Origin of the sequence: Pararhizobium sp. PWRC1-1 (genome assembly GCF_049897905.1) — a bacterium.
GTDB lineage: Bacteria > Pseudomonadota > Alphaproteobacteria > Rhizobiales > Rhizobiaceae > Pararhizobium.
Window position 1 is genome coordinate 132,456 of the sequence record NZ_JAFCXE010000009.1, and the last position, 24,107, is coordinate 156,562.

General features: G+C 58.6%; 13 protein-coding genes. 4 read left to right on the plus strand and 9 right to left on the minus strand.

Going from position 1 to position 24,107, the window contains the following annotated elements:
* Positions 1-178: 178 nt before the first annotated feature.
* The 9 genes from nirD to ACP7E0_RS15815 form a co-directional block, all read right to left on the minus strand.
* Positions 179-514: a nitrite reductase small subunit NirD gene (nirD, locus tag ACP7E0_RS15775; RefSeq protein ID WP_426125984.1), complete on the minus strand. Its 336-nt coding sequence runs from the start codon at positions 512-514 to the stop codon at positions 179-181.
* Positions 515-519: 5 nt separating this feature from the next.
* Positions 520-2,970: a nitrite reductase large subunit NirB gene (gene nirB / locus ACP7E0_RS15780; RefSeq protein WP_426125985.1), complete on the minus strand. Its 2,451-nt coding sequence runs from the start codon at positions 2,968-2,970 to the stop codon at positions 520-522.
* 5 nt (positions 2,971-2,975) lie between these two features.
* Positions 2,976-3,773, minus strand: a complete 798-nt coding sequence (locus ACP7E0_RS15785; protein ID WP_426125986.1) for an ABC transporter ATP-binding protein — start codon at positions 3,771-3,773, stop codon at positions 2,976-2,978.
* Positions 3,774-3,783: 10 nt separating this feature from the next.
* The gene (gene ntrB, locus ACP7E0_RS15790) at positions 3,784-4,677 is read right to left on the minus strand and encodes a nitrate ABC transporter permease (protein WP_426125987.1); all 894 of its coding nucleotides are present in this window, start codon (positions 4,675-4,677) and stop codon (positions 3,784-3,786) included.
* A 65-nt stretch (positions 4,678-4,742) separates the two neighbouring features.
* On the minus strand, positions 4,743-6,041 hold the full coding sequence (locus ACP7E0_RS15795; protein WP_426125988.1) for a CmpA/NrtA family ABC transporter substrate-binding protein: 1,299 nt from the start codon (positions 6,039-6,041) through the stop codon (positions 4,743-4,745).
* Positions 6,042-6,402: 361 nt separating this feature from the next.
* On the minus strand, positions 6,403-7,677 hold the full coding sequence (locus tag ACP7E0_RS15800) for a CmpA/NrtA family ABC transporter substrate-binding protein (RefSeq protein ID WP_426126081.1): 1,275 nt from the start codon (positions 7,675-7,677) through the stop codon (positions 6,403-6,405).
* A gap of 43 nt (positions 7,678-7,720) precedes the next feature.
* Positions 7,721-8,308, minus strand: a complete 588-nt coding sequence (locus ACP7E0_RS15805) for an ANTAR domain-containing response regulator (RefSeq protein ID WP_426125989.1) — start codon at positions 8,306-8,308, stop codon at positions 7,721-7,723.
* Positions 8,309-8,745: 437 nt separating this feature from the next.
* Entirely contained in the window at positions 8,746-9,408 is a 663-nt protein-coding gene (locus ACP7E0_RS15810) for a response regulator (RefSeq protein WP_426125990.1), read from the minus strand.
* Between the two features lie 212 nt (positions 9,409-9,620).
* Positions 9,621-11,063, minus strand: coding sequence for a sensor histidine kinase (locus ACP7E0_RS15815; RefSeq protein ID WP_426125991.1), 1,443 nt, complete (start codon positions 11,061-11,063; stop codon positions 9,621-9,623).
* 224 nt (positions 11,064-11,287) lie between these two features.
* Between ACP7E0_RS15815 and ACP7E0_RS15820 the strand changes: the two genes are divergently transcribed.
* The 4 genes from ACP7E0_RS15820 (at position 11,288) to ACP7E0_RS15835 (ending at position 24,044) form a co-directional block, all read left to right on the plus strand.
* Complete coding sequence (locus ACP7E0_RS15820) at positions 11,288-18,574, plus strand: peroxidase family protein (protein ID WP_426125992.1); 7,287 nt, start codon at positions 11,288-11,290, stop codon at positions 18,572-18,574.
* Positions 18,575-18,642: 68 nt separating this feature from the next.
* The gene (locus ACP7E0_RS15825; RefSeq protein WP_426125994.1) at positions 18,643-20,397 is read left to right on the plus strand and encodes a type I secretion system permease/ATPase; all 1,755 of its coding nucleotides are present in this window, start codon (positions 18,643-18,645) and stop codon (positions 20,395-20,397) included.
* The gene (locus tag ACP7E0_RS15830) at positions 20,394-22,691 is read left to right on the plus strand and encodes a cadherin-like domain-containing protein (RefSeq protein WP_426125995.1); all 2,298 of its coding nucleotides are present in this window, start codon (positions 20,394-20,396) and stop codon (positions 22,689-22,691) included. The genes ACP7E0_RS15825 and ACP7E0_RS15830 overlap by 4 nt, the downstream gene beginning before the upstream one ends.
* 21 nt (positions 22,692-22,712) lie before the next feature.
* Positions 22,713-24,044, plus strand: coding sequence for an HlyD family type I secretion periplasmic adaptor subunit (locus ACP7E0_RS15835; RefSeq protein WP_426125996.1), 1,332 nt, complete (start codon positions 22,713-22,715; stop codon positions 24,042-24,044).
* Positions 24,045-24,107 lie beyond the last annotated feature (63 nt).

Sequence of the window (24,107 nt, forward strand, 5' to 3'; positions counted from 1 at the left end):
ATCTCCCCTTCAAGGGGGGAGATCGGGAGCTTGCTGAGGCATTCGTCTCCTCGTGTGGCAAGTTGCGCAAGAATGCCCACCAACTTGCCACACGGGGCGGCGGCATGCGCTATCCAATCTCCCCCCTTGAAGGGGAGATGTTCCGAAGAGACAGAGAGCGGTATTGCCACGGCCTCCGTCATTCCGCCGCCACCATCAGGTTTTCGAGCGCGATGGAGAGAGCACCCTCGTCGTTGCGCACGGGGATGATGCGCACGGCTCCCTGGTCGGCGCCGAGCGCCTTGCCGGTTTTGAGGGAAATCACCCAGTTGTGCAGCGGGCAGGTGACAGCGGTTCCGTGCACAATGCCCTGGCTGAGCGGCCCGCCCTTGTGGGGGCAGTGATCTTCGATGGCGAAAACCTCGTTTTCGGCCGTGCGAAAGACGGCGATCTTGCCTTGCCGCGTATTGATGCAGCGCGCTCCGCGCAGAGGGATGGCGGAGATATCCCCGATCGCAATCCAATTTTTGTCCATGTCAATCACTCCGCAGCCACGGGAAAGCCGAACGTCGCCATCGGCCGGAACTCATGCTTGTCCTTGCCGGAGACGCGCTCCGACCAGGGGTCGACCTGGGCGAACGCTTGCGAAAACACGAAGCGGTCGAAATAGCCTTGGCGTTTGTCCGCATCGCCCATGATCTGGTGGCGAATTTCGTCAAGGCCGATGCGCTTGGCCCATTTGTAGATGCGCTCAAGATAGCGGCCCTGCTCGCGATACATCTGGGTGAGCGCGACGATGTAGTGCAGCGCCTCGTCCTCGGTTTTAACCAGCCCCAGAATTTCTGTGCCCTTGATGTCAAGACCGGCGGCGCCGGCGAAATGGATTTCGAAACCTGAATCGACGCAGATGACGCCGATATCCTTGCAGGTTGCCTCGGCGCAGTTTCGCGGACAGCCGGAGACGGCCAGCTTCAGCTTGGCCGGTGTCCAGGAGCCCCACATGAACTTCTCGATGCGGATGCCGAGCCCGGTTGAATCCTGCGTGCCGAAACGGCACCAGTCGGAACCGACGCAGGTTTTGACCGTACGCAGACCTTTGGCGTAGGCCTGGCCGGAGATGAAGCCGGCCTTGCCGAGATCGGCCCAGACGGCAGGGAGGTCTTCCTTCTCGATACCGAGCAGGTCGATGCGCTGGCCACCCGTCACTTTGACCATCGGAATCTCGAACTTATCGACCACATCGGCTATCGCCCGCAATTCCCCGGCATTGGTAACGCCGCCCCACATGCGCGGCACGACCGAATAGGTGCCGTCCTTCTGGATGTTGGCGTGAACCCGTTCGTTGATGAAGCGCGACTGGTAGTCATCGGCATATTCGTCCGGCCAGTCGCAGACGAGGTAGTAGTTGAGGGCAGGGCGACATTTGGCGCAGCCGCACGAAGTCTTCCACTCAAGCTCCTGCATGGCCGCCGGAATGGTCTTCAGGCTTTTGGCCTTGATCAGGCGGCGCACGTCGTCATGACCGAGATCGGTACAACCGCACATCGGCTGCACGGTCTTCGGATTGTAGGAATCGCCGAGCGTGATGGTCATCAGCTGTTCGACAAGGCCAGTGCAGGAGCCACAGGAGGCGGATGCCTTGGTGTGGGCGCGCACCTCGTCCAGCGAGGTCAGCCCCTTGCCGGTTATCGTACCTGTAATCTTGCCCTTGCAGACGCCGTTGCAGCCGCAGATTTCCGCATCATCCGGCAAGGCTGCAACGGCCGCCGTAGGGTCCAGCGGGGACCCTCCCTGGTAGGCCTGGCCGAAAATGAGCGTTTCGCGCATTTCCGAGATATCGGTGGCTTTCTTCTTCAGGTCGTTGAACCACGCGCCGTCGGCGGTCTCACCGTAGAGTACCGTGCCGATGATGCGGTTGTCCTTCAGCACCAGCCGCTTGTAGACACCCGCCGAAGCGTCGCGCAGGACGATCTCCTCACGGTCGTTGCCCTCGGCGAAATCACCGAGCGAATAGAGTTCGATGCCGGTGACCTTGAGCTTGGTCGGTGTGTCGGAATGAACGAAAGCAGGCGTGCGGTCGCCAGCCAGATGCGCAGCGGCGATGCGCGCCATCTCGTAAAGGGGGGCGACGAGACCGTAGACAATGCCGCCGACTTCGGCGCATTCGCCGAGTGCCAGAATGTCGCCGTCCGAGGTCTGCATACCGGCATCGACGACAATGCCGCGGTTGACTGCGAGGCCCGCGTCTTTGGCAATCGCAGAATTCGGACGGATACCAACGGCCATGACCACGAGGCTTGCCGGGATGAGCGTGCCATCGTCCAGCTCGATGCCCTCGACCTTGCTAGTGCCGACGATCTGCTTGGTGTTGGCCTTGGTGATGACCTTGATGCCGCGTTCCTCGAAGGCGCGCTGCAGCAGGTAGCCGGCAGCCGGATCGAGCTGGCGGTCCATCAGCGTCGGCGTGACGTGCAGCACTGTGACATCCATGCCACGCGCATTGAGTCCTGCCGCGGCTTCGAGGCCGAGAAGGCCGCCGCCGATGACGATGGCTTTCTCCCGCGACTGGGCGGCCAGCAGCATGGCCTGCACGTCGTCAATGTCACGATAGGTGATGACGCCCGGCAGGTCTTTGCCGGGAACCGGAATGATGAAGGGCATGGAGCCAGTGGCGATGACGAGCTTGTCGTAGCTTTCCGTAACCCCGTGATCTGACGTGACGGTATTTGCTAAGCGATCGATCGAGATGATCTTGTGGCCCTTGTAGAGGGTGATGCCATTTTCGATGTACCAGCCGTCGCCGTGGATGACGATCTGCTCATAGGTCTTTTCGCCCGACAGCACCGGCGAAAGCATGATGCGGTCGTAGTTGACGCGGGGCTCGGCGTTGAAGATCGTGACAGTGTATCGGCCGGGTGCTTTTTCAAGCAGGTGCTCCAGCATGCGCCCGGGCGCCATGCCATTGCCAATGACGACGAGTTTCTGGGTCATATCGGTTACTCCGCGGCTTCGACGAAGCAGTGCCGTTCGTAGAGGAACTTCAGCACGGCCTCGCGGCATTTCAGGTAAGTCCTGTCAGAGGCGAGATCGATACGGTTGCGCGGCCGGGTAATCAGCACGTCGAGCACTTCGCCGATGTGAGCGGCGGGACCGTTGGTCATCATCACTATCCGGTCGGACAGCAGCACGGCCTCGTCGACGTCGTGGGTGATCATCAGCATGGTGTTGCCGAGACGAAGGTGGATTTCCATCACCGCATCCTGCAGATGCGCCCGTGTCAGCGCATCCAGCGCACCGAAAGGTTCGTCGAGCAAAAGGATTTTCGGCTCCATGGCGAGCGCGCGGGCGATGCCAACACGCTGCTTCATGCCGCCGGAGATTTCCGACGGCCGCTTGTCCTTGGCATGGCCCATCTGGACGAGATCGAGATTGGCCATAACCCAGTCATGGCGCTCGGTCTTGCTCTTGGTCCTGCCGAAAACCTTGGAGACGGCAAGGTTGACGTTTTCATAGACCGTCAGCCAGGGCAGCAGACTGTGGTTCTGGAAGACGACGGCGCGCTCCGGGCCGGGCGCGTTGACTTCCCGGTTTTCCAGCAGCACCGCGCCGCACGAGACCGGTGTCAGGCCCGCGATCAGGTTGAGCAGGGTCGATTTCCCGCAGCCGGAATGGCCGATGATCGAGACGAACTCGCCCTTGGTGATCGTCAGGTTGATCCCCTTCAGCACCTCGGCGCGCTGACCGCCCCGGTCGAAGTGCTTGTCGATATGATCGAGTTTGAGATAGGCGCTCATGACAGTATCCTCAGTTGGCGGATGCGCCGCGGGTAACGATGGTGCCGACGGCTGAGACCAGCTTGTCGAGGATGAAGCCGACGACGCCGATATAGGCGAGCGCGACGATGATGTCGGGAAGGCGCGAGGAGTTCCACGCGTCCCAGATGAAGAAGCCGATGCCGACGCCGCCGGTCAGCATTTCAGCCGCGACGATGGCCAGCCATGACAGACCGATGCCGATGCGAAGGCCGGTGAAGATGTAGGGTGCAGCCGACGGCAGCATGATCTTGAAGAAGAACTCGAACTGGTTGAGGCAGAGCACCTTGGCGACGTTGCGGTAGTCCTGGGGGATGTTGCGCACGCCGACCGCGGTGTTGATGATCACCGGCCAGATCGATGTGATGAAGATCACGAAGATTGCCGATGGGTTCGAGTCCTGGAACGCGGCCAGCGACAGCGGCAGCCAGGCGAGCGGCGGAACGGTGCGCAGGATCTGGAAGATGGGGTCGAGGCCGCGCATCGCCCAGATCGACTGACCTATCAGGGCGCCGATGAGGACACCGGTGAAGGCCGCAAGTCCGAAGCCATAGGCGACGCGCTGCAGGGAAATGAGCACCCGCCAGCCAAGGCCGATATCCTGCGATCCGTAATTGAAGAAGGGATAGGCGATCAGGTCATAGCTTTCCCGCCAGACTTGCGACGGTGGCGGCAGCGTCGCGCCCACCTCCGAACAGAGGATCTGCCAGATGGCCAGGATGATGATCATCACCACCAGCGGCGGCAAGACGTTGCGCGCGATTGCCGCGGCTATCTGCCGGGGTTTTATGCGTGAGGACGGCTTGCGTGAAAAGGCGAGCACGCTTGCGCTCTTCCTGGGCGTTGCTGCGGTCACGATTTTTTCCGTGCGGGCCAGTGCGGGCATGGAATGACTCCTGAAAAGAAGAGGAAGACCGGCGCAGGCAACCCTGCGCCGAAGATGGTTGCGGATCAGGACGCCGCCCTGATCGACAGGCTATCCAGATAGGCGGAGGGGTTTTCCGGATCGAAGACCTTGCCGTCGAAGAAGGTTTCCTTGCCGCGCGAGGTCGTGGCCGGAATGTCGGCTGCAGCGACGCCCAGATCGGCCGCGGCGGCCCGCCAGATGTCCTCGCGGTTTACCTCGTTAACCAGCGCCTTGATGTCGGTATCGGGTGCCAGCTTGCCCCAGCGGACGTTCTCGGCCATGAACCAGACGTCATGGCTCTTGAACGGATAGGAGGCGCCGTTCGCCCAGAACTTCATGGAGAGGTCGGTGCCGTGGACCACCCGACCGTTGCCGTAATTGATGTCGCCCTTCAGCCGGCCGATAATGTCTTTCACCGGCACGTTGAACCACTGGCGCTTGCCGACGATCGCCGCCATCTCGTCCTTGTTGTCCGTGCTTTCGCACCACATCTGGGCTTCCATAACGGCCATCATCAATGCCTTGGCGGCGTTCGGGTTCTTCTCGACCCAGTCGGCGCGAAGCCCGAGTGCCTTTTCCGGGTGACCCTTCCACAGTTCGCCAGTCGAGGCCGCAGTGAAGCCGACACCCTGGTTGACGAGCTGCTCATTCCACGGCTCGCCGACACAAAAGGCATCCATGTTGCCGACCTTCATGTTGGCCACCATCTGGGGCGGCGGCACGACGATGGTGGAGACGTCCTTGTCGGGGTCGATGCCGCCGGCAGCGAGCCAGTAGCGGAGCCAAAGGTCATGCGTGCCGCCGGGGAAAGTCATCGCGACCTTTACATCGCCGCCGTCGGCTTTCTTTTTTTCAAAGGCTGCCTTGAGCTTGGAGGCGTCCAGCTGGACGCCCGTGCCTGCGTATTCCTTGGCCACTGAGATCGCCTGGCCGTCACAGTTAAGGCGGGCAAGGATCGCCATCGGCACGGGGACATTGTTCTGCGTCACCTTGCCGGTATGCATCAGATAGGGCATCGGCGAGAGGATATGCGCACCGTCGATGCCGTTGGCTGCGCCGCCAAGCACCAGATTGTCGCGGGTCGCACCCCAGGAGGCCTGCTTGGTGACTTCGACATCCGGAAGCCCGTGTTTTTCGAAAAGACCCTTTTCCTTGGCGATGATGAGTGCCGCCGAATCCGTCAATGCGATGTAGCCTAGCTTGACGCCGGTGACTTCCGGGCCGGCTGTGGCGGCAAAGGCGCCGGACGGAAAGGCCGTCTTGACTGCGGCGAACATTGCCGCGGTAGCGGTCGTCTTGAGAAGGCTGCGACGGGTGATGCCGTTGCTCAAAATCGTCTTCATGAACAGGTTCCCTTAAGAGTGGTCGGTCGGAATTTGGGCAATAAAAAACGCCGCTCGGAGATTTGCGTCTTCGGGAAGGAGGAATCCCGGACTGCAAAACCCTTGCGACGTCGATGTCTTTTGCGAAGGCCTATTTGGCTTCGGCTCACTGCGATCGCCATTGACCGGAGCAATATATGTCAAGCAAAACCCGTGCCAGTTTAGAAAATAGACATTAGGTCGTTGAAATTGAATGAGTTTTGCCGTGATGCGCTAAGTGCATATTTTTTCGCCAGCAGAATTAATTGCAAAAAGAATCAGCGATTGCTTTGGGGTGGCATAGTCAACGGGGGAAATTTTGTGCAGCGCAAAAAGGCCAAGGTCAGATTTCGTCGCTGAGCGCGCCGCCTTTGACCGGAAAACCGGCGAGATAATCGGCGATCCGGGCCGGGTCGAAAACCTGCCCGTCCAGGAAACGGTCGCCGTCCAGGGCTCCTTCGGTGCGGATATCATCATCCAGCAGCGGCGCTGCGCTCGCTCCCAGCGCCAAGCGGTAGATGTCGGGCCGATAGGCTGCTGCTGCGGCCGTCATGCCAGCGGAGGAAAGATCGGCCTGGCGCCACCGGATCATCTGGCTGTAGATCCACAGGGCTTGGCTCGGCCGGGGGTAGTTGGCAAAGCCGGCATGGAATTTGAAATAGCCGTCGATGATGCGACGATTGCCCTGGTCGTCAAGATTGAATTCACCTGCCAGCACGCGGCGGATGATATCCACCGGCGCCGCGATATAGCGGCTGTCGGCCAGCGTTTCCGACAGGGCGTCGTGATTGTCCGACCGGTCGCACCAGCGTGCTGCCGCATCGAGTGCTACGATCAGTCGTGAGACGGTTTCGGGATGCGTTTCCGCCCATTCCGGCCGCATGCCTATGACCTTTTCCGGTGCGGATGGCCAGATATCCTGCTTGGTGGCGACAATGCGGCCGACGCCGCGCTCGGAGGCGACCATATTCCATGGTGCGCCAACGCAAAAACCGTCAATAGCGCCGGCGGCCAAAGCATCGGATGTCATTGGCGGCGGCACGACGACGAGCTTGACGTCGCGGTCTGGATCGATGCCGCCAGCTGCCAGCCAGTAGCGGAATTCGTAATTGTGTGAGGAGAAGGGGTAGGTGACGCCAAATGTCGGCAGCGGCTGACCGAGGGCCTTCAGGCCGTCAATGACCTTCGCCAAAGCTTGCGCGTTTTCCAGAGCGCTTGCCATCTCAGGCAGGGCTGCCGCTGCGCACATGCGGGCGAAAAGTCGCGTCGACAGGGTGATTGCATTGCCCCCGCGCCCGAGTGAAAACGGGGTGATCGTCGGCGATGGATTAGAGCCGAGCCCCAGCATCGATGCGACCGGCATGGGCGACAGCATATGGGCAATATCGAATTGACGGAAAGCGAGCCGGTCGCGGACATTGGCCCAGGAGACGTCCTTGACCAGATCGAGGGTCAGGCCTTCCTTCTGCGCAAAGCCGAATTCTGACGCGGCGATCAGGACGGACGCGTCGACAAGCGGGATGAAGCCAGCCCGCAGGGTACGCGGGCCTTCTCCGATCAAACCCGCCGGCGCGGCAAGATCGCTGTCACCGCTTAAATCCGTCACCTTGGTGATCATGTTCACTCCAATGCCTCCCACCGGAAGATGTCGATCCCGGCCATCACATCAGCAATCCCGCCGCAGTGACGAGGCTCTGGGCGATATCGGACATCTTTTTCTTTTCGTTCATGGCCGTCTGGCGCAGCAGCGCGAAGGCTTGCTCCTCGGAAAGGCCGCGCATCTTCATCAGGATGCCCTTTGCCCGCTCGATGACCTTGCGTTCCTCCAGCGCCGACTTGGCGTCCGCGAGTTCCCGCTGCAGGCGGCTGAAGGCGTTGAAGCGGCTGACGGCCATATCGAGGATCGGTTTGACGCGCTCTTTCTTCAGGCCATCGACGATATAGGCGGAGACGCCCGCCTCCACCGCCGCCTCGATCGATGCGGTGTCGGAGCGATCGACAAACATGGCGATCGGGCGACCCACCGTGCGGGTCAGCTGGAACAGGTGCTCCATCATGTCGCGATTGGGATTTTCGAGATCGATGACGATCACATCCGGCTGCAGCGTCTCGATGATGCGGGCAATGCCGTTGACCTCGTGGACGACGGTCACCTTCGCATGCCCCGCCTCGCGCAACCCTTCCTCGATGATGGAAGCGCGGATCGCGTTCTCATCGAGGACAAGAATGGTGAGGTCCAAATATGCCATGGTGCATTTATGACGCAGCGCAGCAATTTGCGCAATAGAAAGTCGCCCAAAATACCGGCATTTCATGATTAGATTAAAAATTAGGCGAATCTGACCCCGTTCATTTATGCCGTTTCCTGCCGGCCTATTGCTGAGTTGTGAGTTATCAACAGCTTTACTGCAGCCTATGTGGTTCAACTTGCTGTAGACGTGTTTGCTGACGGCGCCTGCCGGGGCAATCCTTTCGGCTGCGCGGTGCGCGCCAATGGTCGAACGCCATGCATGCCACCACCTGCATATGGGGACGGGACGAGCCCGAAACACTGCTGCGCCTTGAGACCTTTAACCAACCGGTCCCCCGCCGGATCGGGAAGATCTTCGGCACACGGAAAACGAAGCTACGGCCTTCGCCGGATGCGATGGCTTGCCAACACCCCGTGGGCACGGATTGAGTACCCTCAATGGCGGGGAGCAGACGCCTGGTCATGGCCAAGCTTCTGTGCGGCAATCAAAACCTCAAGGCGATTGCGAACATTCAGCTTCTGCATGAGGATAGTCATGTAGTTTTTGACAGTCTTTTCACCGATCTTCAGCTCGCACGCAATCTGGCGGTTGGTGCAGCCCCGTGTCAGCATTGCGATGATTTGGGCTTCGCGAATGCTCAATTTAACCGGTGGCCCGGCCGCAACGCGTAATGAAGCCAGCCGTTGTTCTTCAATCAATTTGCAGGCCAGACCATGGGTGATAAACGTCTCGCCGCGGTGCACGGCCTTGACGCCTTCAATAAGCTCCCGCGGACTGCTTCCTTTCAGAATATAACCGCTAGCCCCGGCATCCAGCGCTTTCATTGCTATGTCTGATCGCGACATCGCGCTAAAGGCTAGGACTTTTGTCTTTCCACCGTATCTCACCAGCTTCAGAATTGTGTCGAATATGTTCCCCGGCATCATGATATCGACGATGAAAACATCGGGTGCCGATCGAAGGCCGATCTCAAGTGCTTCATCCGCGCTGGATCCGGTTCCTACTACTTCAAATTCTTCTTCAGTTTTAAATAATTGTAAAAGACCTGAAAGCATTAATGGATGATCGTCGGCCAGAGCCAGCGAAATTGATTTCATGGTTGATCCCCACCCTCCGGAACACAACTATACGCTTGAAGAATTTGTATGTCCATGTGGTTGGTAAGCAAGTTATACTCATTAGGTATGCAGCGATACGTGTATAACGAATTTGATAAATTAAATTGATATAACAATATTGTCGCATGAATATAGTCTATGCTATACACGGTTTAGTTGTGTGGCGCATGAAAGTCCTCCCACATCTGAATTTAGTCGCTATTGCCGTTAAGCGGGAGAATGACCACCAGCTCTGTCCCGCGACTGTCGCGCCGCCTGACATTGAGCGTACCACGGAAAGATTCTACTCTGTTATGGATGCCAAGCAAACCGAGAGGCAGTCGGTCCTTACCGGTACGATTAAGCGGTAAACCCGGCCCTCCGTCACTGACGGTGATAGTGATAGTCCTTTCATCCGAAGTCGCATCGATGTGTTGATCGATACCGTTTCCATGACGAAAAGCGTTGTTCAATCCTTCCTGGACAATGCGGTAGAGACAAATTTTAAGCGAGCTTGCTACCGTGACAGGAAGGTTTGTGTAGCTGGCGCCGACCCAGGATCCTGTCGTGAACTGGTGGCGGTCGACGGCGAGCCTAAGTGCGTCCTCCAGCGAAAGCTCTTCGATCTGGGGCATGATAAGTCCTGTTGAAAGATCTCGCAGTTGGCTGAGACACTCTTTGGCGATACTGGAGGGAGTTAGATTTTCGGGCACATCTTCTGTTTTGTTCGCCGCCGCACCCTGTCCCAACCGCAGAATCAGTAATGCCAGAAGCTGCATGGGTCCATCATGCAGATCCGAGCCAATACGATTGAGAAGGCTCTCGTTCGACTTACTTGCTTCGAGACGGGCCTTGTTGGCGAGTTCCCGCAGGTCCCTGTTCTGCTGTGCTAGAGCCTGTGCGTCTGCTAGCTGACTCTTCAATCTGTTTCGCTGGGCGCCAATAATGCTGTCGGCGCGGCGGACGATCGCGTAAAGCGCTGCCAAAATGGCAATCGTTGTCGCTGCAACAATGTACCAGGTTCGCCGTTGAACATCGTCTCGCCGTTCAATGAACTCGCGCGCATCTTCGTAAACCTCTCCAACAGCCAAGCTGTCTCGAGTGCCCTCCCGATAGATGGGTGCGTAGATTTCGATGAGAGGCCTATCCTCCACCTGAGACAAATTTCCTTCGTCATCGTGTCCAGTCTCGAGGTGAGCAATGACTTTGCCCAAGAAAGCTGCCTCGACATTGGGCGTTGGAAACGTCTGTCCGATAAGAGCCTTGTCAGTGCTGTAGAGGATCAGGCCGTCGCGCCGCCAAATTCGCAAGCTTTCAATGCGCCGTGCCAGATCCGGATTGATGAGCAGTTCGTCCAGCTCCTCTATTCCTTCGGACGTAACGGTGGGACCAAGGTCGCCGGATTGAACATGACGCGCGAGAAACCCCTCCATGTACAAAGCCCCCGAGTCGGCGCGGCTTTGGAGCTGACTGGCGGCAATTTGCAGGTTCACCCATTCGCCCAGGATGGCCATTGAAAGTCCAAGGATCAGCGAAGCTACGATCAGGAATTGAGACCGCAAGCTAAGGTGTTGCCAAAAATGGTTTAAATGAAAAATTGTGGTCTTGTTGCGCCCGGCAACAGGGACGTTGGTCACATCGTCTTCAGGGGCCAAGGTCATAATCTCCTCTAGTACAAAGTCGCAAGAAATCCCCGACCAAGGCAACTGTTCAACAAGCATGAGAACAATTGATTATTAGCAAATTAGATTAAGCGAACGTTGGTGTCGACGGCGTCGGTTGGCCGATCCGTGGTAGCAAGCAGAACAACTAAATATTCAATAAGTATTTCAGGTCGGTAACGTTAAATCGTGTCCGCTGCAATCAAAGGAGAGAAGAGATGGTCGCCTATATTCGTTCTGACCTTGATTTTATTTTGAAGCAGATCAAAATCGCCGAGGATCACGCGCTCTTTGAGCAGTCGGGTGGCACCCAGGGCAAGTCGCTGTTCGGTCCGGCGGGCTCTATTCCAAGCTACAATATCTCTTGGGGACTGCGAACGGTTGACGGTACCTACAACAACCCGCTCCATCCGGAATGGGGAGCGGCCGACAATGAATTCCCCGAGCCTTTGGGCACGGATTTCCGCACGATCATGGTGGACCCCGATGGCCCCGGCCCGGCACCGATGGTTCCGGTTACTTACCAGCCTGGCGTCGACAATGACGGCCCCGGAACAGCCGGACCCGGCGATGTTTTCGACCCCTATGTCCGCACCATCTCGAACTTGCTTGTCGACCAGACCCTTGGCAACCCGTCTGCCATCCTGACGGGCCTTCAACGAGCAGGCATCGTCCCCCCGGAACAACAGATGGCCGTTACGGCGTCGATTTCTGCGGCCTATGCACCGTTGATCCCGCAGTTCAGGGTGGTCGCGACGGCAGAACGCGAATATGCAGAAGCCGCAGCGGCGGCCTCGGCCAGCCCCAACAACGCAGCACTGCAGCAGGCGGCGGCCGATGCCCTCACGGACCTCAACGCGGCACGGCTGGAGCTTGCCGCGGTAGACGATGACCTGATGACCCTTCTCGAAGCCAACGGTATCGAACTGGAGGGCGCCAACGTCAAGATTACCAACCTGGCGCCGGACGAAGGTCTCTCCGCGTCATTCAATTCCTGGTTTACGCTTTTCGGCCAATTCTTCGACCACGGCCTCGATTTGGTCGCCAAGGGCGGCAATGGTACGGTTTTCATCCCGCTCATGCCAGATGATCCGCTCTATGTGCCCGGTGGCAGCACGAACTTCATGGTCCTGACACGCGCGACCTTGGTAGGACCGGGAAACGATGGCGTGATAGGAACTGCTGATGATACGGACCGTCCGGTGAACAACACCACGTCGTTCGTCGATCAGAACCAGACCTACACCTCGCACCCATCTCATCAGGTCTTCCTTCGCCAATATGTTCTGAACGGGGACGGCGTTCCCGTCGCAACCGGGCAATTGATTGAGGGCGTCAATGGTGGGATGGCGACCTGGGCCGACGTCAAGGCGCAGGCAAGAAACATCCTCGGCATCGACTTGACCGATTTTCATGTCGGTAACCTGCCTTTGCTGGCAACCGATGCCTATGGCAACTTCATTCCCCATCCGACCACGGGCTTCCCGCAGGTCGTCATGGCAGGTCCTCCGCAGACGCTTGCATCCGGCACGCCAGCCACGCCGCTCAGCCTCTTTAATCTCGTAGCGGACGGCTCCGACGCGGACACGCTTCCAGATGTCGTGCATCTGGCAGTCCGTACCGGCCATGCCTTCCTGGCAGACATTGCCCACAACGCCGTTCCAGCGGGTCTCGCCGACGGCGACATCGAGATCGGCCTCGGCAATCCGGACCAATCGTCAACCGACGGTCAATATGACAACGAACTGCTCGATGCTCACTTCATCGCCGGCGACGGCCGCGCAAATGAGAACATCGGCCTGACAGCCGTCCACCACGTGTTCCATTCCGAACACAATCGGCTGGTCCAGCACACCAAGGACGTGGTCTTGGCCGATGCCAATGCCATGCTCACCAACGGCGCCTCGCAGGCAGAAGCCGTGGCATTCCTCAACGAGTGGCTGAGCGTCGACGTCGCGGCGGTCCCTGCAAACGCAGCCGGGCTCATCTGGGACGGCGAACGCCTTTTCCAGGCTGCCAAGTTCGGCACCGAAATGCAGTACCAGCATCTTGTGTTTGAAGAGTTCGCACGCAAGATCCAGCCAAACATCAACGTGTTCCTGGTGCCCGATGGCTTCGATGTCACCATCGACCCTTCGATCGTGGCTGAGTTCGCCCATGTGGTCTACCGCTTCGGCCACTCGATGCTGACGGAATCCATCGACCGCTTCGATGAAAACTTCAACGAAGACCATATCGGTCTGATCGAGGGTTTCCTCAATCCGATCCAGTTCAAGAACAATGGCACAGCCGATGTCGTTGACGCTGATATCGCGGCCGGCGCCATTATCCGCGGCATGACACGACAGGTCGGCAACGAGATCGATGAGTTCGTCACCAGTGCTCTGCGCAACAACCTGCTTGGGCTGCCACTCGATCTGGCGACCATCAACCTTGCACGCGGTCGCGACACCGGGGTGCCGACCTTGAACGAAGCACGCGCTCAGTTCTACGCGGCCACAAATCAGGATAGCCTGCTCAAGCCTTACGAGAGCTGGGTCGACTTCGCCGGACATCTCAAGCATGAAGCCTCGATCATCAACTTCATCGCCGCCTACGGCACGCATTCGCTGATCACAGGCCAGACGACGATTGAAGGCAAGCGTGACGCCGCCATGACCCTGATCTTCGATCAGTCATATGGCAACCTCGCAGTGCAGGCAGATTCCGCCGACTTCCTCAATGCCACCGGAGCCTATGCCGGCGGTGCGCTTGGCGGCCTCAACGATATCGATCTTTGGATCGGTGGTCTTGCCGAACAGATTATGCCGTTCGGCGGCATGCTCGGCTCGACGTTCAACTTCGTCTTCGAAATCCAGATGGAGAAATTGCAGAGCGGCGACCGGTTCTACTATCTGCAGCGTCTCGACGGCCTGCACCTGTTTGGCGAAATGGAGAACAACTCATTCGCCGCCATGATCATGCGCAATACAGATGCGGGACATCTTCCGTCCGACGTCTTCTCGACGCCCGGTCTCATTCTCGAGATCGATAGGACCAAGCAGTATAATCCCGAACTCGGCGAGACAGCCGGAGCAGACGGCATATTGGAAGACAATCCTGCGACGGCTGCAAACGAAAGTGCCGACAACCTCGGCAACGATCCGATTGGTGGTGGTATTCTGACGCCTCTGGTCGTGCGCAACAACCCGGCGACAGCGGGACCGGATACCAACTACCTCAAATACACTGGCGGAGACCATGTCGTCCTCGGCGGCACCGAAGGGAACGATATCCTGATCGCCGGCATCGGTGACGACACGCTCTATGGCGATGGCGGCAACGACCGGCTGGAAGGGGGCTTCGGCAACGACATCATCAATGCCGGCGCGGGCGATGACATTATTGTCGACTCCGGCGGCGACGACAACATCAAGGCTGGCGCGGGCAATGACGTCGTCCATGCCGGACCGGGGCTCGACCTGGTCATGGGCAATGACGGTCAGGACTTCATCTTCCTTGGCACCGACATGGGATCGGAGGTCTTCGCCGGAACCGGAAACGACTTCATCTATGGCAATAAGAACGCCGAACGTATCCTCGGCAACGAGGGCGATGACTGGATCGAGACAGGCACATTCGACGGTGCGCCTGGCGACAACTTCGACGAAGTCTTTGCGCATGACGGTATTGATGGGCACGACGTCTTCCTGGGTGACGGTGGCTTTGACGAGTTCATCGGCGAAGGCGGCGACGACATCATGGTCGGCAGTTCCGGCCGTGGAAAGATGGCGGGCATGTCCGGCTTCGACTGGGCGACCTACAAGGACAATACGCTTGGGGTGAATGCCGACCTGTCGATCCCAATCATCTTCGACGAGGCTCCGACGTTACCGCAGAATGCTGCACTGGATGAGTACGCATCCATGGAAGGTCTCTCCGGGACGAGGTTCAATGACGTTCTGGCCGGCACGGAAGACGTAGCGGCGGATCGAGCTCCACTTGCCCAGGGTGGGACGACTGGCTACCTCGGCAGCGTGCTCGACGCTCAAGGCATTGCGCTTATCAATGGCCTGCAGGCTCTGCTTGGCGCCGGCGTCACCTCGTTTGGCGGCGGAGACATCATCCTGGGTGGCGACGGCAGCGACCGCATCATCGGTAACGCAGGCGACGACATCATCGACGGCGACAAATGGCTCGACGTGCAGATCGGCGTCTATGCCGCCAACGATCCGGAGCATACCGGCACGCCTGTGCTGCACAACAGCATGACGACGCTCGCCGCCTCCATGTTCAACGGCACCATCAATCCGGGCCAACTGGCGATCGTTCGCACCATCCGCAACAGCAACGACCAGCCCGACAGCGACGGGATTGCCGATATCGACACGGCGGTCTTTTCGGGTGCCCGTGCAGAATACGACATCGCCTTCAATGTCGACGGTACGGTCACGGTAGCCCATGTCGGCGGGTTGGCTACCGACGGTACGGATACGATCCGCAATGTCGAACTCCTGGATTTCACCGACCAGGACATTTCGCTACAGGCGCCGACGCTGGATCTGCATGGCGACGCCACTACCACGACGACCACGACTGTTGGGCAGGCCTATCGCGATACATTCGATACGGCTTCGCTAAGCAACAGCAATGGCACGGTCAACTGGGCAGCGACGCCATGGGTGGAAAGCAACGACAGCGGCGGCGTTACGACCGGTCAGATCCAGATCGACGCTGGTGACTCCAATGAACTGCGGTTCATTGGCGGCGTCGGCTCGGACGGTGCGTCCATTGCCCGCACTGTCAATCTCAGCGGCCTAACGACCGCAACCTTGTCATTTGACTATGACCGCTTGAACGGGTTTGAGAATATTGACACCGGCGAGACGGTTCAGGTGCAATATTCACAGACGGGATCCTTTGCAGCCGGGAGTTTTACCGTTTTGCAGACGATTACCGGCGCTTCCGGGAACGTTCTCTCGGGGGCGGGGTCGAGTTCTTTCAACCTCAACCTGACGGGAGCGGGGCCGAATTCTGCCATCCGATTTGTCTCATCCGCAATTAATGGCGCGAATGAACGGGTCACTATCAACAACCTCAATATCGCAACGACAACTACAACCACGACAACGGTTCCCGGCACAGCAGGGAACAACTACCAAACGACCTACACCGAAAATGCTGCCGGCGTTGCGATTGCGGTTGCTCCCGTGATCACGGACGACGGTACGACCTTGGCCTCCGCCCGGGTTGTTCTGACCAATGCCAACCCCGGTGACGTCCTGTCGGCGGCCGGCTTGCCGGCGGGCATTACCTCGTCGGTGGATAGTTCGGTTGCCGGACAGATCACCTTGAACCTGACTGGCACATCGTCGATTGCCAACTACCGGACGGCGATCCAACAGGTGCGGTACTCCAGCACGTCGGAGAACCCAAACACGACCGCCCGTGTCATCCAGGTAACGGTCAACGACGGCCTATTGACCAGCAATATCGCAACGGCGACCGTCAACGTCATCGCAACGCCCGACGCTCCAGCCGCCAACAACGATACGGTCATCACCAACGCCCTACAAAACGAGACCTTCTCCATCTCGCAGGCAGCCTTGCTTGCAAACGACATCGATCCGGAGGGAGCGGCCGTCACCATCACGGCAGTTGGAACACCGGGCGGCGTATCAGCTCCAGTGCTTGGGGCAGGTGTCGTGACGCTCGCCGACACGGGCGGTGCAGGCGGAACGTTCGTTTATACCGGAAGCGACGGGACCCTCACGGATACGGCGACCGTCACCATCAACCGTATCGCCGGGAACATCACCGGAACCGGCGCTGCCGACATCATCGTCGGCAATACGGCAGGCACCACCATCAACGGCGCGGGCGGCAATGACAACATCGATGCCGGCGACGGCGGAGACACGATCAATGGCGGCACCGGCGATGACATCATCGATGCGGGTACCGGTAACGATACGATCACCATGAACTCCACCGACGGGTTTGACCGGATCGATGGCGACCTCGGCACCGACACCTTCCAGTTGGTCGGCAATGGCGAGGCCGAGACGTTCCGCATCTATGCAAAGGCCGCGGCCATTGCTGCGGGGGTTCCGGTCACCGGGGCGGACGCCGAAATCATCATCACCCGCACGGTCGGACTGACCACCACGGTCATTGCGGAGCTCGACAACATCGAAGAGATCACGGTCAACACTCTCAATACGACCGCGAACAACGGCAATAACCCGACCACGCCTGACGGCGGAGCCAGCAATGGTGATACCATCCAGGTGTTCGGCAACTTCAATGCACCGTTCACCAGCTTGAACTTCAACACGATTACCATCGATGGCAATGCCGGGAACGACACTGTCGACATAACCGGGCTCAGTTCCGAGCACCGGATCGTCTTCCGGTCCAATGGTGGCAACGACACGATTATCGGCCAACTGCGTTCGCAGGACGTGATCGAGCTCGGCGGTACGCTGGCCGACTTCGTGACCACTGAGGCCAATGGCAACCTCACGGTCAGCAACGGCGCGAACTCCGTCACGTTCAAAAAACAAGAAGGAGGCGGGCCGCAGATCAACGGGGCGGACGACGATACCGATGAGACACCGACGCCAGCTCCAGGCGCCGGCGCACCGATCGCCGGCACAGCTAGCGCAGACGTGCTGCTTGGCACCGCAAATGCGGAAACGATTGTAGCGCTTTCAGGCAACGACACCGTCATCGGCGGCGACGGAGCGGACGTCATCAGGGGTGATGAAGGCAACGACTTCATCACGTCCGGCGGCGGCAACGACATGGTGTTCGGTGGTGACGGCGATGACGACATTCTCGGCGGTGACGGCAACGACATGCTGTATGGCGATGCCGGATCGGACCGCGTCTTTGCCGATGCCGGCAATGACCTGATCCAGACAGGTGGCGGCAACGACTATGCCTATGGCGGTGCCGGAGATGACATGTTTGTGGCGGCCAAGGCTGACGGTGACGACATCTATTATGGTGATACCGGTAGCGATACTTTGGATATGTCGGCCATCACTGCCAATCTCACAGTCGATATCGGCAATGGCTTCATGAGCCAGGGGAGCGCCTCAAGCAACCAATCCGGCAACGATACCTTCTGGGGCTTCGAAAATGTCGTGACCGGATCGGGAGACGATACGATCGTCGCCAACGCCTCCGTGAACGTCATCGAAGGTGGAGCCGGCAGGGATACCTTCCGTTTCCAATCGGAAGCCAATGCCGATGGGGACACGATCACCAGCTTCCAGGCCGGCGACAAGATCGACCTAAGCGGCACCGATGCCAACAACGGGGTGGCGGGAAACCAATCCTTCACCTTGGTAGCCGGATCGTCACTCAGTGGGGCGGCCCAGCTGGCTTTTACCCATGAAAGCCGAACCGATGGCGACTACACGGTCGTTTCGGGCAGTACCGACAGTGATGGGACCGCAGAATTCCGCCTGAATATCAAAGGAAACCACAACCTCACCAATGCTGATTTCAACTTGTAACCTGCAGCTCCCGGCGCGCCGATCACGGTGCGCCGGCTTGCTCACATCAACTAGAATCGGTGAGTATCATGCGCCCAAAGGCTCCCCTGACTGGCACGAAACGCAAGAACGCCGAGCAACTGACGAAGAGGTTCAAAGGGATCTTCCTTTTTCTCTTCATCACTTCCGGCATGATCAACATTCTGGCTTTGACCGGCTCCTTCTACATGCTGCAGATTTATGACCGGGCTTTAACCAGCGGCAGTATTCCGACCCTTCTTGGTCTCTCAATCCTCGCAATCGGGCTCTATCTGTTTCAGGGCTTTTTCGACATCATCCGTTCGCAGGTGTTGGTGCGGGTCGGGGCAAGACTTGATGCAAAAATCGCTCCGCTTGCGCATCAGGTTGCCATCGATATGCCCCGCTTTGGCTTTTCCACCGCAGAGGCCCTTGAGCGCGGCCGGGACGTCGATACGGTCAGGGGATTTCTCGGCAGCCAAGGCCCGATTGCTTTCTTCGATCTGCCTTGGATGCCGCTTTACCTGATCTTCGTCTACATGCTGCATCCCTATCTTGGCGCCCTGACATTTGGCGGTGCCTTCGTCCTGACCATTCTCACAATCCTGACCGAATTGATGACGCGCCGGTGGGCAGCAGCCACACACAAGTCCGGCATAGAACGAAACGCCATTGCCGATTCCAACACACGCAATGCCGAGGTGCTAAAAGCAATGGGCTTTGCAGAGCGTGCCGTCAGCCGGTTCAATCTGGCCAATCAGGAACACCTGGCGCTGCAAACCCGGACAAATGATATTAGCGGCACCTTCGGGGCTGTGTCCCGCGTGCTTCGCATGGTCTTGCAATCCGCAGTTCTTGGTCTCGGCGCCTGGCTGACGATTCAGGGCGAAATGTCTGCCGGCGCCATCATCGCGGCCTCCGTCGCTTCAGCCCGTGCGCTCGCACCTGTCGATCTTGCCGTTGGCAACTGGAAAAGCTTCGTCGCAGCACGAACGGCTTTCGGCCGGCTCAAGGAAACGGTCATTGCGTTGGCCGGAAGCACTCCGCCGATGGATCTCCCGGCTCCCTCGAGGACATTGAAGGTCGAAAGGCTGACCGTCGCGGCGCCGGGTTCCGGGCGCGTTCTTCTAAGCGACGTCAGTTTCGAAATCGCCGCCGGGCAGGCACTCGGCATTATCGGGCCGAGCGGCGGCGGCAAGACCACGCTTGCACGCGCGCTGACCGGCATCTGGCCACCCCTTCGCGGCGGCGTCCGGTTGGACGATGCAGATTTGACCCAATGGTCAGACAGCTGTCTCGGGCAATACATCGGCTATCTCCCTCAGGACGTGGCCTTGCTCGATGCAACCGTTGAGGAGAACATTTCGCGCCTCGATGTCCATGTCGACGCGCGCGCAATCGTCGACGCTGCGCAAACCACCGGCATTCATGAAATGATCGTGCGCTTGCCGGATGGTTACCGCACAGGGCTTGGTCCGCAAGGCGCATCCTTGTCCGCGGGCCAGAGACAACGCATCGCGCTGGCACGGGCGCTATACCGCAATCCCTTCATCGTCGTCATGGACGAGCCCAATTCGAATCTGGACGGTGAGGGTGAATCCGCACTGACCCAAGCGATACAGGCCGTGCGCGAACGCAATGGCATCGCCATCGTCATCGCGCATCGTCCAAGCGCACTGACCGCCTGCGACCTGGTTGCAGTGATACAAAACGGCAAGATGGTGGCGTTTGGGCCCAAGAATGAGATCCTGAAACCAGCCGCGATCGGGGATGCCGTTAGCCGCCCCGCAGTAACAGCGCGCATGACGTCAAAGGTGTCGGAATGATCGAGGCAAAGGGAACAAAGTCCATCAAGGAAGATGACCCGCATCAGCGTTACGCCCTGAAGAGCGAGGAAGTTTCATCAAGAACCCCGGCTGTCATAGCGCTGTTTTTGACGGGCTTCGCGCTCTATCTCAAAAGTGCTTTCAGCTCTGCGCCGGGGCTCGATGAGAACCGTCCTGACGTTGGGACGCCGCCAGAAGAAAATCTCCCACCCTCAAAGCTGATCACCGGAAGTATCCCCGCGCTGGTCAAGGAGGAGGAAAAGCCGGAAGCGCCTGCCGAGAAGAAGACAGGCGGCGGAATGCGGAGCAATGGGTACGAGAGCGAGGAAATCGAACTCGTTGATTTTCAACCTTTCGGGTTTCCGACGGGTGAAACTCCGAAGCCGGCTTTTCAATTGCGCGAGCAGGGGGCTCCCTTGCCGTCCTTCAGTGCCTCTAACGACAATGTCGCGTCACGGGGGGCGGGCTCTTTAGCAACAACATCGTACGTTGCGCCCGATGGCAATGACGACGAGCCGGATGAAGACCCTGACGACCAAGATGACGATGACAACGACGAGGACGAAGACGAAGACGATGATGAGGACGACGACGACCACGGTGTCAGCCCGATCAATGGTGCGCCACGGGTAAACGGCACGCTCATGCTGATGGACGTTTCGGGCTGCGCGGCAGTCCTCATCGGTCTTTCGGATCTGCTGCGTGGTGCATCCGATCCAGAAGGAACTCCACTGACAGTCACCGATATTGCCGTCACATCCGGCACGATTACATCGACAGGTGACGGATGGCTGTACGACTGGACCGATCTCGGTCCCGTCACGATAACCTACCAAATCAGCGACGGTCAGCTTTCTGTTGCCCAAACAGCGCATTTCTCAGTCGTCAAAGCTCCGCCGATCATGGGAACGGCGGATGAAGACATTGTTCTGGGTACGAACTGCGGCGACATCATCTATGGCCTGTCAGGCGATGATCTCATCGAGGCCCGCGCGGGGGCCGACACCGTTGATGGAGGCTCAGGCAATGACAATATCGTCGCGGGTGCGGGCAACGATATCGTCTTTGCGGGTATCGGCGACGATATCGTCGTTGGCGGTGCCGGGCATGATCAGATCCACGGCGGCAGCGGCAATGATCGGCTTTTTGGTGACGAAGGGCGCGATATCCTGTTTGGCGACGAGGGTGTCGACGCATTGAATGGAGGCTCTGACGACGACCTGCTTTTTGGCGGCGATGGAAATGACGTGGCTACCGGCGATGAAGGCAATGACGTGGTGGACGGTGGTACCGGTGACGATGCGTTGTCCGGTGGGATTGGAAACGATACCGTATTTGGACAAGCCGGCCACGATACAATGACTGGCGGCGTTGGTAACGACATTTTGGTGGGCGGTGCCGATCGGGACATCGTTGAAGGCGGTGAGGGGGATGACACGGTCGTCGGCGATGCAGATCAAGTCTCCGATCGATACGATGGCGGCGAAGGCGCCGACACGCTCGATTTTTCCGCCATCTTGCTGTCGATGCAAATCAATCTGATCTCGGGCAGTGCATCCGGGCAGGAAATAGGCCAGGACACCGTCTCGAATTTCGAGGTCATCGTGGCCGGCCAAGACAATGACAACATTATCGGCAGTGACGAAGCCGAGCGGATTGAGGGCGGAGCCGGCGATGATGTCGTCGCAGATAACGGCGGCAAAGACTTTGTTGCTGGCGGCACTGGAAACGACACCGTCATAGCCGCGGCCGATAGCGCCGACGACAATTATGACGGTCAATCGGGTCTCGATACCCTGGACTACTCCCGGGCAGCACACGGCGTTTTCATTGATCTCGAGAGCGGCGTAGCAACCGGCTTGGACATCGGCAGCGATGGTCTCTCCAGCTTTGAGCACGTCATCGGCAGCGCCCAGGAAGACGTGTTCATTGTAAACGTCTCAGCCACGATCCTCGAAGGTGGAGGCGGTGACGACACTTTCAAGTTCAGCATGCCCGCCGGTTCGGCCAGCGGCGATGTCATACATCAGATCTTGGATTTCATGGTGGGGGATCGGATTGAAATGTCGCGATATCAGATATTCGAGGAGATCGTCGATAATCTCGAGGATCATTTCGAGCAGATCTATGGTGTGGAAATAGACGAAGACGCCCTGCCGATCAGGGTGCGGCACGAGGGAACCGACGAGCTCGGCCAAACACTGATCGAAATCGACGGTGACAACGACCAGAAGTACGAGATGACGATCAACCTGAGCGGGCATCATCTCTTAATGGTCATCGAGGCCGCTTAACGACGGATTGGGGAGAGTGGGATGGGCAAATCAGATCGAAAAGAGACCCGCGTCGATGATGAGGATACGGATGCGGCATTCCCGGTGACCTTCCGGGTCATCATCGGTGCAGCGCTCGGCATCTTGCTGTTTGCAGGCGCTGGCGGATGGGCTGCCACGGTACAGCTCACCGGCGCGATCGTGGCATCGGGAATGGTGAAAGTAGAGCAGAATCTAAAGGCCATACAGCATCGCGATGGCGGCATCGTCAGCGAGATCTCGGTCAAGGAAGGTGATTTCGTCAGGAAGGGCCAGATCATGTTGCGGCTCGACGATGTCCAAACGCGCGCGGAGCTGTCCATCGTCAAAAACCAGCTTAACGAACTGTTGGCGCGAAAGACTCGGCTGATTGCCGAGCGGGACAACGTGTCCGAACTTACATTCGCGCCCGAGCTTAATGACGCTGTCAGTGCGCTACCGGCGGTCTTCATGGGTGAAGCGCGGCTTTTTCTCGGCAATCGCCAGAACCGCGAAAGTCAAAAGCAGCAGCTGCAATGGGGAATTTCCCAATTGGAAGAGGAAATAAAGGGCCTGACTGCTCAACGCGACGCAAAGCAGGACGAGCTCGCACTCGTGAAGACCGAGCACGAGAAGATCACACGCCTTACCGACAAGAACCTGCTTGAAACATCCCGCAAGTATATCATCGACCGCGAAATGGCGAAGATCATTGGCGAGAATGGCGAGATATATGCAAACATTGCGCGGTCTAAGGCGCGTACAAGCGAAATCCAACTCCAGATCATCTCCATCGACGAGGCAGCACGAACGGAGGCGCAGCGTGAATTAACAACCGTTGAACAGAAGCTCTCCGAGCTCAATGAGCGGAGGACCGCAATTGAGGACCGGTTGCAGCGCACCGACATTCGCGCCCCTCTATCGGGGACAGTCAATGAGCTTTTCGTTCACACAATTGGCGGCGTTGTTAGCCCGGCAGAAAAGCTAGTCACCCTCGTGCCAACGGATGCCATCCTCAAGATACAGGCCCGGCTTTCTCCAACCGATATCGACCAAGTCTTTGCAGGCCAGCCAGTGAAGCTGCGTTTTTCTGCCTTCAACCAACGTACCACTCCAGAACTCAGCGGGCGGATCACCTATGTGTCAGCTGCTACCAGCAATGACCCAGCCACCGGCGATACCTACTATCTGGCGGATGTTGGAGTTGCGAATGGGGAATTAACGAAGCTCGGCGATAACAGGCTCTTGCCGGGCATGCCGGTGGAGGTTTTCATTTCTACCGAGGAAAGGACAGCATTTTCATTTCTATCAAAGCCGCTCACCGACCAGTTCAGCAGGGCGTTTCGCGAGCAATGAGGCTCAACGTCTGTGGGCGCCATCCGGACATGACATCGCCCTTAAATGTCCATCAGTCGGGGC

Bases quoted from the DNA above. Each gene is read 5' to 3' on its own strand.
- ACP7E0_RS15800 (WP_426126081.1), bottom strand. From the start codon at position 7,677: ATGATCACCAAGGTGACGGATTTAAGCGGTGACAGCGATCTTGCCGCG.
- ACP7E0_RS15795 (WP_426125988.1), bottom strand. From the start codon at position 6,041: ATGAAGACGATTTTGAGCAACGGCATCACCCGTCGCAGCCTTCTCAAG.
- ACP7E0_RS15820 (WP_426125992.1), top strand. From the start codon at position 11,288: ATGGTCGCCTATATTCGTTCTGACCTTGATTTTATTTTGAAGCAGATC.
- ACP7E0_RS15835 (WP_426125996.1), top strand. From the start codon at position 22,713: ATGGGCAAATCAGATCGAAAAGAGACCCGCGTCGATGATGAGGATACG.
- ACP7E0_RS15785 (WP_426125986.1), bottom strand. From the start codon at position 3,773: ATGAGCGCCTATCTCAAACTCGATCATATCGACAAGCACTTCGACCGG.
- ACP7E0_RS15825 (WP_426125994.1), top strand. From the start codon at position 18,643: ATGCGCCCAAAGGCTCCCCTGACTGGCACGAAACGCAAGAACGCCGAG.
- ACP7E0_RS15830 (WP_426125995.1), top strand. From the start codon at position 20,394: ATGATCGAGGCAAAGGGAACAAAGTCCATCAAGGAAGATGACCCGCAT.
- ACP7E0_RS15810 (WP_426125990.1), bottom strand. From the start codon at position 9,408: ATGAAATCAATTTCGCTGGCTCTGGCCGACGATCATCCATTAATGCTT.
- ntrB (WP_426125987.1), bottom strand. From the start codon at position 4,677: ATGCCCGCACTGGCCCGCACGGAAAAAATCGTGACCGCAGCAACGCCC.
- nirB (WP_426125985.1), bottom strand. From the start codon at position 2,970: ATGACCCAGAAACTCGTCGTCATTGGCAATGGCATGGCGCCCGGGCGC.
- ACP7E0_RS15805 (WP_426125989.1), bottom strand. From the start codon at position 8,308: ATGGCATATTTGGACCTCACCATTCTTGTCCTCGATGAGAACGCGATC.
- nirD (WP_426125984.1), bottom strand. From the start codon at position 514: ATGGACAAAAATTGGATTGCGATCGGGGATATCTCCGCCATCCCTCTG.